Below are 14,777 nucleotides of genomic sequence, written 5' to 3'. Positions count from 1 at the left end.
TCAGCGCCACCCCACGTCGATGCGGTCGCCGCGCTCGTCGAAAAAGTGCAGGGCATCCAGCCGAACCGCCACCGCAAGCGGATGACCAGGTGAAACCTGCGGGTACGGAGCCAGCCGGACGGACAGCTCGGCCGGCTTGCGGTGGTGCCGGCCGGGATCGTTCAACAGGTCCGGCTGTCCCCCCGGGGTCGAATCCGGGCCGGAATTCGAACGGGAAAGTCGCTGCAGCGCACGTTTGAAGGCACCACCGCCGCCGGCGTCCGGGGAGACCGCGGGCGAACCCGTCTCGTCCACCACGATCGCGGTGGCGCCGATGTCGAGATACGCCAGCGACTCGTGCCCGTGGTGCTCCAGGTAGCGGATCCGCCCCTGGAAGACCGGGCCCTGAGTGTCCGGGGTGACCGGGGTGAGCGCCTCGGCCCGGATCCCGACCACGATCCGCTCGCCGTGGTAGCGGGCCACCGCCCGTGCCCGCGGGTCGTTCCACGGCATGTAGAGGGCCTGCTCACCGAACTTCAGCGCGATGTACTGATCGAGGTGCACGTAGACCGCGGCCTCCAGCAGATTCATCTTCGGCGAGCCGAGGAACGCCGCGACGTAGAGCGTGGCCGGGCGGCGGTACACCTCGGTCGGCGTACCCAGGTCCTGCAGCACGCCCCGGCGCATGATCGCCACCCGGTCCGCCATGGTCAGCGCCTCGGACTGGTCGTGCGTCACATACATGGTCGTCACGCCCAGCTCCCGGGTCATCCCGGTGATCTCCGCGCGCAGCTCGGCACGCAGCCCGCTGTCGAGATTGGACAGCGGCTCGTCCATCAGGAAGATCCCCGGCCGGCGCACCATCGCCCGGCCCATCGCCACCCGCTGCCGCTGCCCGCCGGACAACTGGCCGGGACGCCGCCCCAGCACCTCGCCGATGCCCAGCGCGCCGGCGATCGTGCCCACCCGGTCCTGCCGCGGCGCCGGCTCCACACCGGACAGCTTGAGCGGGAAACCGATGTTCTCCGCGACGGTCATGTGCGGATAGAGCGCGAAATCCTGAAACACCATGGCGATACTGCGGTCCCGCGGCGGCAGCTCCAGCACCGGCTCACCGTTGAGGAGGATGTCCCCTCGCGTGGGATCCTCCAGCCCGGCGATCATCCGCAGCACCGTCGACTTGCCACATCCCGAGGGCCCGAGCAGGACCATGAACTCGCCGTCCCGCACCTCCAGGCTGACGTTGTCGACGGCGTAGGTGCCGTCCGGCCAGATCTTGGTGACGTCTTTGAGCGCGACGGTGGACACCGTCAACCTCCCGCATCGAGTGCGATCCCGAAACCCACGACGGTCCGCGATCGGGCCCTAACTCTGCGAGGGGCGTCAATGCTTCGCCATCGGGCGAAAGTGCCATTTGCACATAGTGATCATTCGATTACCGGTTCGTGAACACGCAGGTCACGGCTGTGAACGTGCACATAACAACCATTCGGATGTACGCCCCACAGCCCCACAAAAGCAGCCACAAATGCACGCTTCGACCACGCGAGAACGGCGCCCCACCCGACCAAAACGCGGCCGCCGGGCAAATGCGCCCCGCACCGCGTGCCAACTTACGGTCCGATCCACACCACAACGAGCCACGCACGACCCCGGGCCACCCCGCGTGCCAACTTACGGCGCGTTTCGCACCGCAACGGGCCACGCACGACCCCGGGCCACCCCGCGTGCCAACTTACGGTCCGATCCACACCACAACGAGCCACGCACGACCCCGGGCCACCCCACGTGCCAACTTACGGTCCGATTCGCACCGCGACGGGCCACGCACGACCTCGGGTTACGCCGTGTGGTTACTTGCGGTGCGTTTCGCACCGTTAGGCGGCACGCGTGGCTGCCGGCTAGCGGGACGCCTTCCAGTCCTTCGCGGCGGTCACGGTGAAGGACACCGCCACCGCGACGGCCAGCGCCACCGTGCCCACCGTGGCGTAGCCGAGCAGACCGGCCAGCACCAGCAACAGGACCCGGCCGTCCCAGCCGAGCAGCGCGCCGCCCGCACCGGTGGCGGGCGCGCCCTTCTCCATCCGGGCGGTCAGGTCGTAGTGCCGCAGGGTCAGCGTGAACAGCAGCAGGAAGATCACCGCCGGGTGGACCGAGCCGTACAGCCCGACCGCGACCACCACCAGGTATTCCGCGGCCCGCAGCGCGGCCGGCACCAACCAGTCCAGGGCGCCGCCGTGCCGGGTCCGGGCCGGGAAACCGGTGACCAGCACCGGCACCACCACCAGCGCGAGCAGCCACGGGTACCGGGCCGGGTCGCCGGTGGCCAGGACCGCGACGGCGGCCAGGGCGTACACGGTGAACAGGGCGGCGAACGGCAACGGCCGCCCGGCACCGACCCGGCTCAGGATGGACCGCACCAGCGGGCCGTCGTCGCGGTGCCGCATGGTGTCGACCGTGTGCAGCACCCCGACCCGCATCGACAGCGCCCGCAACGACCGCAACGCCAGCGTGTAGGCGGCCGCCAGCAGCCCGAAGCCGACCACCGCGGCCATCGTGACCCGTCCGTTGGAGACGGCGGCGAGCACCGAGATCAGCGCCCAGCGCTCACCGATCGGGAACACCACGATCCGCTTGGCCCAGTAGATCAGCGAGCCGCGCTGGCTCTGTGCCTTCACCGAGGCGGCGGTCAGCCGGGCCCCGACTCCCCCGGCCGCGGCGGCCGGGGCGGGACGGGCGGCGGCCTCGTCGTGCAGGGCGCCGTACCAGGTGTCGGTCATGTGCCGGGCGGTCTGCAACAGGATCGCGGTGATCGCCAGCGGCCACGCGTACGGCAGGCCCATCCGGTCGGCGCCCGCGGCCAGCCCGGCGTACACGGTGTATTCCTTGGCCCGGTCGGCCATCGTGTCCAGCCAGCCGCCGAACGCGTCGAAGTTGCGGGTGTACCGGGCCAGCTGCCCGTCCACGCAGTCGAGCACGAACCCGAGGTAGAGCAGGATCCCGCCGAGGATCATCGCCGGCCGGGACGCCTGCCAGAACAGCAGCGCCGCGCCGACCGCGAACAGCACCGACAGACCGGTCACCGCGGTCGGCGTGAGACGCAGGCGGGCGGCCGTCCGGGTCACCCAGGGCGACCAGGTGCTCACCGCGTACGTGGTGAAGAAGTCGTCCTGCTCCTTCACCGCCAACCGCAGGCGCGCCTTGTCCTCGTCGATCGCGGCGATCGCGTCCCGGGCGGCGGCCAGCCGCTCCGGCCGGTCCACCTGCTCGGCGTGCAGCAGCCGCACCCGGGTGGCCACCGGCACGAACCCGTCGGCGAGCATCTGGGCCAGCGGCTCCGGCTGGTCGGCGGCCTTCTCCAGCAGCGGCAGATCGGCCGGCGCGACGCACATCGCGCCCAGGAACCGCGTCGTCCCGGCGCCCGGCGGCGCGGGGATCACCCGGCCCCGGTCCTCCTTGAGGTCACCGTCCGGGTCGGCGGCCACCAGCACGGTGCTGCGGCCGGCCGGCTCGGTGGCCAGCGTCCAGAGCAGGCTGCCGTGGGCGACCAGATTGTCGGCGCAGATCAGCAGCGGCTCACCGGCGTCGCGGGCACGGCGGGCCAGATCGCGGAGGTGACCACCCTCGTCGCTGCCGGGAGCGAGCCGGTCGATCACGGTGACCCCGGCCGCCCGCAGAGCGGCGGTGAGATCTCCGGCGAGCCGGTCGGCCTCGCTGTCCGGCATGTCGCGTCCGGTCCGGGGGGTCAGGACGGCCAGCGTCACCCGAGCACCACCGCATTGCCTCCTCGAAGAGCGCACACTCTGGAACCAACGAGTCAGGCACGTCCGGCCGGTCCTGTCGTGACCGAGGCCATATCCGGCCCGGATCTCACCGGGCCTGGCCCTCGCCTGTCAGGGGTCACCCACGGCCGGGCTTTGAGCAGCCAGGACGGCACGTGCGCACCGGGCCGGGCCACCGGGCCCGAAACCGCCTCAGGTTAACAGTGGGCGTCCACCGGGTACGGGAGACCCTTACGGGAGCTTGCCCGCCGGCATCCATCCGTAGAACGAGGGAGGGCGGGCACTCCGTGCTTACCGTTGAAGTGGTCCGGGAGACAACAACCGGACCACCGCCGAAGGAGTGGATGAGAGTGACCAGCCCCCTCACGAGCCGCACGTTCTCCCGCCCCCGACACAACCGCAAGATCGCCGGCGTCTGCGCCGGCCTGGCCCAGCGTTTCGGGATGCGCCCGAACACGGTCCGGCTGCTCTTTGTCGTCTCGTGCCTGCTGCCCGGCCCGCAGTTCCTGATCTACATCGCGCTCTGGTTCCTGATGCCGAACGAGCGCTGACCCTACCGTGGCCGGTTCCGGTGCGATCCGCACCGGAACCGNNCGGGTGCGGAGCGCACCCGACGTCACCACGTAGCGGTTTCGGGCTCCGGGCGCGGCGCGCCCGGAGCCGTCACGCTTACGGGGCGGTGAACGTCACCGTCACCGTCGTGTAGCCGAGGCGGGCGAACAGGCTCTCCAGCATGCGCTGGGTGTTGTCCCGGGCCCGCTGGTCCAGCCCACTGGCCCGGGCCGCCTCGGTGATCCGCTGCTGGGCGAGCTGATAGACCTTCTGCTCCTTGGTCGGGTCGTTGCTGAAGGCGTCGCCGATCCGGTTGAACAGGCCGCGCTCCTCGGCCACCACATAGCTGCGCTCCATGTCGAGCGCCGCGGTGGACTGCTGCGGCGCGGGCAGGGTCAGCTCAATCGTCTTCTTCTCCTCGTCGATCTTCAGCGCGTCGCCGGAGAGGACGCTGAAGTCGACATAGGTCTCCACGGTGCCCGACCCGACGAACAGCGTGCGCCGGTTGACCAGGAAGTCGGGGATGTTGTCCTTGTTCTCCTGCATGTCGACGATGACCTGGAAGGTGCCGTCGGCCGCCACGAACCGCTCCAGGTCACGCATGGACTGCAGGAGCACCGGCTGGCTGCGGTCGGTGGTCTGATCGGCGAACGGGTTGTCGAAGGTGGGCAGCACGTTGATCGCCCGCAGCCCGAAACAGCTGAGCACCATCAACGCGAAGATGAAGAAGACGAAGATCAGCAGCCGGGCGAAGGTGCTCGGCTTGTGCTCGACCGCCTCGGCGACGGGCGGCCCCGGAGCCGCCGGCGGGACCTGGCCGGGCTCGCGCACGACCGGGAACTCGCTGGTGGACTCGCGGGGGACGGGCGCCGTGGGGTCAGCGGGGGAAGGCGATTCGGCCATGCCCTAAAGGTACGGAGGGGGTGCGACATTCCGCACGTCGATCAGTGCGCAAAGGCGTTCAAACCAGTCAATTTCTGACCGATCGACAGCTGATGAATCTCCGAGGTGCCCTCGTACGTCAGCACACTCTCCAGATTGCTGGCGTGACGCATCACCGGGTACTCGGAAAGGATCCCGTTGCCACCCATGATGGTCCGGCACTGCCGCGCGATCTTGATGGCTTCCCGGACGTTGTTCAGCTTCCCGACACTGATCTGCTCGGGCCGCAGCGGCCGGTCGGACGCGTCCCGCCGTCGCCCCAGATGCAGCGCGAGCAGGAACCCCTTCTGCAGTTCCAGGGCCATGTCGGCGAGTTTGGCCTGGGTGAGCTGGAAACCGGCGATCGGCCGGCCGAACTGCTCTCGCGTGCCGGCGTAGTCCAATGCCGTGTCGAGGCAGTCCCGGGCCGCCCCGAGCACCCCCCAGATGATGCTCAGCCGCGCCTCGGTCAGGCAGGACAGCGGGGCCATCAGACTGCGGGCGCCGGGCAGCCGGGCGCTGTCCGGGAGGCGAACCCCGGCCAGGCTGATCTCGCCGGTGCTGGACGCCCGCAGCGACATCTTGTGGCTGATCTCCCGGGCGGTGTAACCGGTCACGTCAGTCGGCACGACGAACCCGACGACACCCTTCTCGGCCTTCGCCCAGACGATCGCCACGTCGGCGATGGGCGCGTTGAGGATCCAGGTCTTGACGCCGTCGAGGATCCAGTCGTCGCCGTCCCGGGTGGCCCGGGTGGACATGCCGGTCGGGTCGGAGCCGTGATCCGGTTCGGCCAGGCCGAAGCAGCCGATCGAGCGGCCGGCGGCCAGCTCCGGCAGCCACCGGAGTTTCTGCTCCTCCGAGCCGTAGCGCCAGATCGCGTACATCACCAGGGAGCCCTGCACCGAGACCAGCGAACGGATCCCGGAGTCGGCGGCCTCCAGCTCCATACAGGCCAGCCCGAGCGCGACGGTGGTCGAGCCGCCCAGGTCGTACCCACTCAGATGCATCCCGAAGAGCCCGGCCTTGCCGAACTCGATGGCCAGCTCACGGACCGGGACATCGCCGTTCTCATACCACTCCGCCACGGCCGGCCGGACGTGATCGTCGGCCACCCGGCGACCCAGAGCGCGGGCGCCGCGCTCCTGCTCGCTCAGCAAATCGTCAAGATCCAGCAGGTCAAGAGGTCTGACACCCATGGATTCAAGCTAACGGGTGAGGCGTCAGTCCTCCACGATCAATACACGTGCGTGGATCTGATTGCGTTGCTGGAGGGCCGCGCGCAACGCCCGGTGCAACCCGTCCTCCAGGTAGAGGTGGCCCTGATATTCCACGACGTGGGGGAACAGATCGCCGTAGAACGTCGAGTCCTCGGCGAGCAGCTTGTCCAGTGCCAGCTCACGCTTGGTGGTGATGAGATCGGCGAGCCGGATCGGGCGCGGCGGAATCTCCGCCCACGCCTTCAGCGTGGTGTGGTGATCGGGGTACGGGGCTCCGTCCCGGACCGCTTTGAAGATCACTGCGGCTGCCCTTTCCGTGAGAACCGTAATCCAGCGTAACCGTGGGCCGATCAGGCCCAGCGGCCATGATGCACCACTTCGTCCACCGGCCGGTGGCCGCGCCGTAGTGACGGTGACCTCTTGTCGGCACCCCGATAGCCGATCGTGAGTGTCCCGACCGGGCTGAACTCGGCCGGCACCCCGAACGCCTCCTTGAACGAACCCACCCGGGCCGCGGGCAGGCCGATGAAGCAGGAGCCGAGGTCCTCGTTGACCGCGGTCAGGTGCATGAGCAGGGCGGCGAACCCGGTGTCGATGTCCCAGAACGGCGCCGACCAGCGTGACTCGTCCCGGTCCGTCCAGCCCTTGTCGGCATCCGCGTATCGATCAATATATGCAGATTTGTTGGACAGCGCCACGATGATCAGTGGCGCGGTCCGCATCCGGGTCAGCCAGCCGTCCGCCGGGCCGTCACCAGCGGTGCTCGCCCAGTACCGCTCGCGGTCGGCCGGCTCGGTCAGCACCAGGAAGGCCCAGCCCTGAGAGAAGCCCGCCGACGGCGCCCGCAGCCCGTGCCGGACGATCTTGTCGACCAGCTCGGGTGGGATCGGGCGGTCCGGGTCGTACCCCCGCACCATCCGCCGCCGGCGGACCACCTCGTCGAAGTCCATTAAAAGCGGATGCCCCAGGAGGCCGACCAGGTCTCGCCCGGAGCGAGGACGACCAGGTCCCGGCCGGTCCGGAAGGAGTCCGGCGGGCAGGTCATCGGCTCCACCGCGATGGACCGGCGGAACCGCTCGCCGTGCAGCGTGTCGGCGGTGAAGACCTGCCAGTAGCGGAACCTGCCGTCGGCCCACACCACGATGCGCCGGTCCGAGCCGGCGTCCGCGAGGGTGACCGAGGTGATCCCGTCGGCGTCGAAGTCGATGTCGCCGAAGGTGGTGTCCAGCACCAGGTCACCGATCCGGCGCGGCTCGGTGAAGTCGAACTCGGTCCCGGCGATCTTGGTGGCGCCGATCGGCAGCAGCCGGCTGTCGGCCATGATCCGGGAGCCGGCCGGCACGTGCAGCACCGTCTCGTCCACGGTCAGGCCGGGCAGACGCAGGTACGGGTGAACCGAGTAACCCCACGGGGCGTTCGTGTCGGCCGTGTTGACGACCTCCTGCACACACTTGAGCCCGTCGGCCGAGACCGACCAGTGCGCGCGCAGCACCAGCGACCACGGGTAGCCGACCTGGCCGGGCAGGTCGAACTCCAGCGTCACCGCGTCCGCCGCCTGCGACACCAGCCGCCAGCGGGACCAGTTGACCAGGCCGTGGATGGCGTTGCTGCGGGCCGGCTCGGTCAGCGCGAGTTGATAGGCGGTGCCCTCGAACTCGTACTTCCCGTCCCGGATCCGGTTGGGCCACGGCGCGAGGATCTGCCCGGCCGAACCGGGGGAGATCTCCTCGGTGGTGAACCCGTCCAGGATGTCGACACCGCCGACCGAATACGACCGGAGCGTCCCGCCGACCTCCGCCAGGACGGCCCGGTGCCCGCCCGCCTCGATCGACCACTGGACGCCGGACTTGGCGGTTGACTCTGCGCTCATACCCGCGACACTATCGGTCGGCCACCCCGTCCCGCTCGGGCCGGTAGCGGATCAGCGCCGGTGAGCTGAGACCGAGCACCACGGCCAGCCCGGCGGCCACCAGACCGCCGCCCACCCAGGAGGTGCCGACGCTGGTCAGGTCGGCTGTCGCACCGGCCCGCAGGTCGCCGAGGCGCGGCCCGCCGGCCACCACCACGGTGAACACCCCCTGCAGCCGCCCGCGCAGGTGATCGGGCGCGAACGTCTGCATGATCGTCTGCCGGTAGACCGCGCTGACCAGGTCGGCCATCCCGGCCACGGCGAGCAGCAGCACCATCAGCCACAGGCTGGTGGCCATCCCGGCCAGCCCGATCGCCAGACCCCAGCCGACCACCGCGACGATCAGCGCCAGCCCCTGCCGCCGCACCCGGCCGATCCAGCCGGAGGTGAGCCCGCCGACCATCGCGCCGATGGCGATCGCGCTGTACAGCCAGCCGACCGCCGCTCCCCCGCCGAACTGCTCCTCGGCCACCGCCGGGAACAGCGCCCGGGGCATCGCGAACACCATCGCGACCAGGTCGACCGCGAAGGAGAGCAGCAGCACCGGCTGGGTGACCAGGAACTTCAGCCCGATCACGATGCCGCGCAGGCCGGCACTCGGTTTCTCGGCCTCCCCCACCCGTACACCAGGGGGAATGTCGGGAAGTTTCCAGGTCGCCCAGAACGTGACGGTGAACAGCAGCGCGTCGAAGGCATAGGCGACGACGATCCCGCTGTCCGTCGACCAGATGCCCATGATCAGCCCGGCGGCCAGCGGCCCGAGCACCCCGCCGGCCGTGGTGGCCGTGTAGTTCAGCGTGTTCGCCGCCGGGACCAGCGGCTCCGGCACGATCCGCGGCACGATCGCCTGCCGGGCCGGCGAACTCACCGCGAACCCGGCCGACTGCACCGCCATCAGCGCCAGCAGCAGATGCCCGCTGCGCACCCCGAGCACCGCCTGGACCAGCAGCAGCACCGTGGTCACCCAGGTCACCACCGAGCTGAACAGCAGCAGTCTGCGGCGGTCCACCACGTCGGCGGCGGCACCACCCCAGAGCCCGAAGATCAGCAGCGGGACCAGCCCGGCCACGCCCAGCAGCCCGACCCAGGTGGCCGACCCGGTGATCGCGAACATCTGCACCGGCACCGCCACCGCGGTGAACTGGAAGCCGAAATAGGCCGCGCTGTTCCCGATCCAGGTCCGCCGGAAGGTCGGCACACTCAGCGGCCGGGTGTCGATCATCCAGGACCGGGGCTCGGTGGCGCCCTCGCTCAAGGCGCGAGCCTCTCGACCACCCAGTCGTCGCCGGTACGCCGGAATCGCAGCCGGTCGTGCAAGCGGCTGCTGCGGCCCTGCCAGAACTCCACCGTGTCCGGGCGTACCCGCAATCCGCCCCAATGCGGTGGAGGCGGAACCGGCTGACCGTCGAATCGCTCGGCGGCCGCCGCGAGCCCCGCGTCCAGTGACTCCGCACCGGGCAGCACCGTCGACTGCGGGCTGGCCCAGGCGCCCAGCTGGGAACCCCGGGGACGGGACGCGAAGTACTCCTCGGTCTCGGCCCGGCCCACCCGTTCCACCGCCCCGGCCACGATCACCTGGCGCTGCATGGGAAACCACGGAAAGACCAGACTGGCGTACGGGTTCTCGCTCGCCTCCGCGCCCTTGCGCGACCGGTAGTTGGTGAAGAACACAAAACCATCGCCGTCGTACGCCTTGAGCAGCACCGTCCGTGCCGACGGCCGGGCCCGCGAGTCGGCGGTCGCCACGATCATCGCGTTCGGCTCCGGCAGCCCGGCGGCGGTCGCGTCGGCGAACCAGCTCGCGAACTGCTCCGGCCACGTCGCCGCCAGTCCGCTCTCGGTCAGTGGCGGCCACTCGGTGTAGTCCCGGCGCATCCCGGCCGGTGACGGCGGTTCGGTGACCACGGCAGCTCCTCCACTCGCCCCAGGGACGGAAACGACGCTAAGTCCCCCGCCATCAAACGTCAGGTGAATCAGGATGGGTGTCATCGAGAGCACAATCGCGGCGGGTCGACCGGGCGGTTACCCGGCGGGCAAGATGAATCACCCACCGCAGTTCGGTTCCACAGGGAGTGCCGTGACCGACTTCAAGCCGGGGCTCGAGGGCGTCATCGCGTTCGAGACCGAGATCGCCGAGCCCGATCGTGACGGTGGCGCGCTGCGATACCGCGGCGTCGACATCGAGGACCTGATCGGACAGGTCTCCTTCGGCAACGTCTGGGGCCTGCTGGTCGACGGGAGGTTCGGGCCGGGCCTGCCACCGGCCGAGCCGTTCCCGGTGCCGGTGCACTCCGGGGACATCCGCGTCGACGTGCAGTCCGCGGTGGCCATGCTGGCGCCCTACTGGGGGCTGTCCCAGCTCTTCGACATCTCCGACGAGCAGGCCCGCAAGGATCTGGCCCGGGTCTCGGTGACCGCGCTCTCCTTCGTCGCCCAGGCGGCCCGCGGCCTCGGCCTGCCGGCCGTCCCGCAGAAGGACATCGACAAGGCCGAGACCATCGTGGAGCGGTTCATGCGCCGGTGGCGCGGCGAGCCGGACCCGCGTCACGTCAAGGCCGTCGACGCCTACTTCATCGCCGCCTGCGAGCACGGCCTGAACGCCTCCACCTTCACCGCCCGCATCGTCGCCTCCACCGGCGCCGACGCGGCCGCCTGCATCTCCTCCGGGATCGGCGCGCTCTCCGGCCCGCTGCACGGCGGCGCACCGACCCGGGTGCTGCAGATGCTGGAGGAGGTGGAGCGGGCCGGCGACGCCGAGGCCTATGTGAAGGACTACCTGGACCGTGGCGAGCGCCTGATGGGTTTCGGCCACCGGGTCTACCGCGCGGTCGACCCGCGGGCCAAGGTGCTCCGCCGGATCGCCAAGGATCTCAACGCCCCGCGATACGAGGTGGCAGCCGCCCTGGAGACCGCCGCCCTGGCCGAGTTGCGGGAGCGCAAGCCGGACAAGGACCTGTTCACCAACGTCGAGTTCTGGGCCGCGGTGCTGCTCGACTTCGCCGAGGTCCCGGCGCACATGTTCACGTCGATATTCACCTGCGCCCGGGTGGCCGGCTGGAGCGCGCACATCCTGGAGCAGAAGCGGCTCAACCGGATCCTGCGCCCCGGCCTCCACTATGTGGGACCAGGGCCGCGGAAGCCGCAGGAGGTCGAGGGCTGGGATCAGCTCCCGCATAATGTGTGACCGTGACTGACATCCGGATCCCTGACGCGATCAAGCCCGTCGACGGACGGTTCGGCTCCGGGCCGAGCAAGGTCCGTCCCGAAGGCGTCGAGGCGCTCTCCGCGGTGTCCCGCACGTTCATGGGCACCTCCCACCGGCAGAGCACGGTGAAGGACCAGGTGGCCCGCCTGCGCCGGGGCCTGGCCGAGTTCTTCGCCGCGCCGGACGGCTACGAGGTGGTCCTCGCCAACGGCGGCACCAGCGCGTTCTGGGAGATCGCGACGTTCGGCCTGGTCCGCGAGAAAGCGCAGTTCGCCGAGTTCGGCGAGTTCGGCGCCAAGTTCGTGCAGGCGGTCGCCACCGCGCCGTTCCTGGCCGAGCCGACCGTGCACCGGGCGCCGGGCGGCCAGGCGGCCTATCTGACCGCCGAGGCCGGAGTCGACGTCTACGCCTCGGTGCAGAACGAGACGTCCACCGGGGTGGCCGTGCCGGTCCGCCGGGTGGCCGGCGCCGACCCGGGCGCGCTGGTGCTCACCGACGCCACCTCGGGCGGTGGCAGCCTCGACGTCGACCTGCGCGAGACCGACGTCTACTACCTGGCCCCGCAGAAGGCGCTCGGCTCGGACGGAGGTGTCTGGCTGGCCCTGATGTCGCCGGCCGCGATCGAGCGGGCGTTCACGATCAAGGCGTCCAAGCGGTACATCCCGCAGTTCCTCGACCTGGTCACCGCGATCGAGCAGTCCCGGCTGGACCAGACGTACAACACGCCCGCCCTGGCCACCATCTTCCTGGCCGCCGAGCAGGTGGACTGGATGAACGCGCAGGGAGGACTCTCCTGGGCGGTCAAGCGCAGTGCGGAGAGCGCGGCCGCGATCTACGGCTGGGCCGACCGGTCGTCGTTCGCCGAGCCGTTCGTCACCGATCCGGCGCTGCGGTCGGCGGCGGTCGCCACCATCGACTTCGCCGAGGGTGTGGACGCCACCGCGATCGCCAAGGTGCTGCGGGCCAACGACGTGGTGGACACCGAGCCGTACCGCAAGCTCGGCCGCAACCAGCTCCGGGTGGCGCTCTACCCGACCGTCGACCCGACCGATGTGGCCGCTCTCACCACCTGTATCGACTATGTCGTCGAGCGTCTCTGATCGCGGACTTCCGATCGGGATGGTACGAATAGTTGGCTGGGGGTATTCATGACCGATGACGACAGCGAAGATCATCTCCGCTGGTCAGCAGTTTGACGGCGTGGCATACCCCCATTGGGTGACCGGGGCGCGTACCGTGTTCCGAAACGCGCCCCCGTGAATGACTCTCGGGAGCACAGGCCAACGCGACGAGACGGAGGCAACGCATGCGGCCGGTACGCTTCGTCGCCCTCTCCGAGGACGGACAGGCTCTCGTGCTCGCCGATGAGGTCGGGCGCCTTCTCGCACTACCCATCGACGATCGGGTCTCCGGAGTCCTGACCGAGGGCCCCGCCGCCCCCGGCACCGCCGTCGCCGTGCTCACCGAGAATGCGACGCCCTCCCTCTCCCCGCGTGACATCCAGGCCCGGATCCGCTCCGGTGACTCCGCCGAGGAGGTCGCCCGGATCGCCGGTGTGCCCGTCGACCGGGTCCTGCGCTACGCCGGCCCGGTCCTTCAGGAGCGCGCCATGCTGGCGCAGCACGCCCGCCGCACCCGGCTGAAGACGTCCGATTCCGGTCAGCCGCTCGCCGAGGTGGTCGACAGCCGTCTCGCCCAGCACGGCATCGACACTGAGAAGATCTCCTGGGACGCGTTCCGCCGCGACGACGGCACCTGGCGCATCATCGCCACCTGGCCGTCCGGCAAAGCCACCGCGCAGGCCATCTGGGACCTCGACAAGGGCCGCCAGGTGGTCTCGCCGCACGACGACATGGCGCAGTATCTGTGCGCCGAGCGCCCCACCCAGATCCTCGGCCAGGAGCCGGCACCGGAGCGGGGCGGCCACGGCCTGCCCGGCCCGGCCCGCAGCAGTGAGCCGAGCCGTGGTGGCCACGGCCTGCCCAGCGCCGACCCGGCCGCCCGGGCCGGCACCCGCGACTCGATCCGCGCCAGCCGGGACGCCCTGCTCGCCTCACTGGACCGGCCGTTGGAGGGCTCGTCCGGCCGCGGCCTGGACACTGCGGCCCGCCGCCCGGTCGGCGGGGGCGCCGCGGCCCTGATGGGCGGCGGTTCCGGCTCGGCCTTCGACGACGACTCCGACCTGCCCAAGGAGGTCCCGGCGGTGCCGTCGCTGGCGGTGCTGCGCCCCCGCCGCACGGTCGGCCAGGCCCCGTCGCCGGCAGGCACCGAGTCGGAGGAGAGCAACAAGCCGCGCAAGCGCCTGCCGAGCTGGGACGACGTCCTGTTCGGCGGCGGCCCGGCGGCCCGCGAGTCCTCCTGAGCCGCCTCTTCGTCGCGCTCTTCCCGTCCGAGGAAGCCCGCGAACACCTGCGCCACCACCTACCAGCAGCGTCCGCGCCGGAGTCCAGCCCCGCCCCGCCCCACGGCGCCCCCGCGCACCAGGCCGCCCCCGCGAACCACGACACCTCCACCCGCCACGGCGCCCCCGCACATCAGGCCGCCCCCGCGAACCACGACACCTCCACCCGCCACGGCGCCCCCGCACATCAGGCCGCCTCCGCGCGCCGCGCTGATTCCATCCACCGCGCTACCTCCAGCAACTACACCGCGTCCACCAACCGCACTACCTCCGCCCACCTCTCCGCTTCCGCCCATCTCTCGGATTCCGCCCACCTCTCCGCCTCCGCCCACCTCTCCGCCTCCGCGCGCCAGGCCGCGAAGTGGCACATCACGCTGCTCTTCCTCGGGGAGATACCGGACAAGGGCGGTACTCCACGCGAAAGATATTCCCCTAGTGAAAGCGGCATACCGGACCGCGCGACGGTGATGCGCGCGTTGAGTGCGATGCCCCTGATCACGCCGTTCCGTCTTCGACTGTCCGGGGCCGGACGGTTCGGCCCGGTCGTCTGGGCCGGTGTGGCGAGCGACGGCCCGGCACTGCACAACTTCCAGGCGACGGTGCGCTCCTCATTGACCGCCGTCGGCCTCCCTGCCGATCCACGGCCCTTCAGTCCGCATCTGACGGTCTCCTACCGGTTCGACCAACGGATTGCCGACGCCTTGGCCGACTACACCGGGCCAGCCTGGACGGTCGAGGAGTTCTCCCTGGTCAGCAGCGCGGGCGGGGAATACCATCGGCTCTGGAACGGATACCTGCAGTGACTTTC

General features: G+C 70.5%; 14 protein-coding genes. 5 read left to right on the top strand and 9 right to left on the bottom strand.

Features of this window, described 5'->3' with window-relative positions:
- Both ACQ0O7_RS08080 and ACQ0O7_RS08075 read right to left on the bottom strand, forming a co-directional pair.
- Window positions 1-1,287: an ABC transporter ATP-binding protein gene (locus ACQ0O7_RS08080; protein WP_430781150.1), complete on the bottom strand. Its 1,287-nt coding sequence runs from the start codon at window positions 1,285-1,287 to the stop codon at window positions 1-3.
- Between the two features lie 593 nt (window positions 1,288-1,880).
- Window positions 1,881-3,743 carry a DUF5941 domain-containing protein gene (locus ACQ0O7_RS08075; RefSeq protein ID WP_430781149.1) on the bottom strand — a complete coding sequence of 621 codons (1,863 nt, stop codon included), beginning with the start codon at window positions 3,741-3,743 and terminating at the stop codon, window positions 1,881-1,883.
- 368 nt (window positions 3,744-4,111) lie between these two features.
- Between ACQ0O7_RS08075 and ACQ0O7_RS08070 the strand changes: the two genes are divergently transcribed.
- On the top strand, window positions 4,112-4,312 hold the full coding sequence (locus ACQ0O7_RS08070; protein ID WP_430781148.1) for a PspC domain-containing protein: 201 nt from the start codon (window positions 4,112-4,114) through the stop codon (window positions 4,310-4,312).
- 118 nt (window positions 4,313-4,430) lie between these two features.
- On the opposite strand, the gene ACQ0O7_RS08065 is transcribed toward ACQ0O7_RS08070, so the two are convergent.
- Genes ACQ0O7_RS08065 through pdxH form a run of 7 tightly spaced genes read right to left on the bottom strand, consistent with a single transcriptional unit; the run spans window position 4,431 to window position 10,238 of the window.
- Window positions 4,431-5,216, bottom strand: a complete 786-nt coding sequence (locus ACQ0O7_RS08065) for a DUF4230 domain-containing protein (RefSeq protein WP_430781147.1) — start codon at window positions 5,214-5,216, stop codon at window positions 4,431-4,433.
- 41 nt (window positions 5,217-5,257) lie between these two features.
- Window positions 5,258-6,433 carry an acyl-CoA dehydrogenase family protein gene (locus tag ACQ0O7_RS08060; protein ID WP_430781146.1) on the bottom strand — a complete coding sequence of 392 codons (1,176 nt, stop codon included), beginning with the start codon at window positions 6,431-6,433 and terminating at the stop codon, window positions 5,258-5,260.
- A gap of 24 nt (window positions 6,434-6,457) precedes the next feature.
- Entirely contained in the window at window positions 6,458-6,754 is a 297-nt protein-coding gene (locus ACQ0O7_RS08055; RefSeq protein ID WP_430781145.1) for a type II toxin-antitoxin system VapB family antitoxin, read from the bottom strand.
- Between the two features lie 50 nt (window positions 6,755-6,804).
- Window positions 6,805-7,404, bottom strand: coding sequence for a nitroreductase family protein (locus tag ACQ0O7_RS08050; protein WP_430781144.1), 600 nt, complete (start codon window positions 7,402-7,404; stop codon window positions 6,805-6,807).
- Window positions 7,404-8,324 carry an aldose 1-epimerase family protein gene (locus ACQ0O7_RS08045; protein WP_430781143.1) on the bottom strand — a complete coding sequence of 307 codons (921 nt, stop codon included), beginning with the start codon at window positions 8,322-8,324 and terminating at the stop codon, window positions 7,404-7,406. The genes ACQ0O7_RS08050 and ACQ0O7_RS08045 overlap by 1 nt, the downstream gene beginning before the upstream one ends.
- A 10-nt stretch (window positions 8,325-8,334) precedes the next feature.
- A complete protein-coding gene (locus ACQ0O7_RS08040; RefSeq protein WP_430781224.1) occupies window positions 8,335-9,585 on the bottom strand; it encodes an MFS transporter in 1,251 nt (416 codons plus the stop codon).
- Window positions 9,586-9,614: 29 nt separating this feature from the next.
- Window positions 9,615-10,238 carry a pyridoxamine 5'-phosphate oxidase gene (gene pdxH / locus ACQ0O7_RS08035; RefSeq protein WP_430781223.1) on the bottom strand — a complete coding sequence of 208 codons (624 nt, stop codon included), beginning with the start codon at window positions 10,236-10,238 and terminating at the stop codon, window positions 9,615-9,617.
- 202 nt (window positions 10,239-10,440) lie between these two features.
- Here pdxH and ACQ0O7_RS08030 point away from each other — a divergent pair, with 202 nt between their 5' ends.
- The 4 genes from ACQ0O7_RS08030 (at window position 10,441) to ACQ0O7_RS08015 (ending at window position 14,772) form a co-directional block, all read left to right on the top strand.
- The gene (locus tag ACQ0O7_RS08030) at window positions 10,441-11,547 is read left to right on the top strand and encodes a citrate synthase 2 (protein WP_430781142.1); all 1,107 of its coding nucleotides are present in this window, start codon (window positions 10,441-10,443) and stop codon (window positions 11,545-11,547) included.
- Window positions 11,544-12,668, top strand: coding sequence for a phosphoserine transaminase (gene serC, locus ACQ0O7_RS08025; protein WP_430781141.1), 1,125 nt, complete (start codon window positions 11,544-11,546; stop codon window positions 12,666-12,668). The genes ACQ0O7_RS08030 and serC overlap by 4 nt, the downstream gene beginning before the upstream one ends.
- A gap of 206 nt (window positions 12,669-12,874) precedes the next feature.
- Entirely contained in the window at window positions 12,875-13,930 is a 1,056-nt protein-coding gene (gene sepH, locus ACQ0O7_RS08020) for a septation protein SepH (protein WP_430781140.1), read from the top strand.
- The gene (locus ACQ0O7_RS08015; protein ID WP_430781222.1) at window positions 13,879-14,772 is read left to right on the top strand and encodes a 2'-5' RNA ligase family protein; all 894 of its coding nucleotides are present in this window, start codon (window positions 13,879-13,881) and stop codon (window positions 14,770-14,772) included. Before sepH ends, ACQ0O7_RS08015 begins: the two co-directional genes overlap by 52 nt.
- The last annotated feature ends 5 nt before the right edge of the window (window positions 14,773-14,777 follow it).

This window comes from Actinoplanes sp. G11-F43 (assembly GCF_050589265.1).
Classification (GTDB): domain Bacteria; phylum Actinomycetota; class Actinomycetes; order Mycobacteriales; family Micromonosporaceae; genus Actinoplanes.
This window is presented reverse-complemented; position numbering and strand designations above follow the sequence as displayed.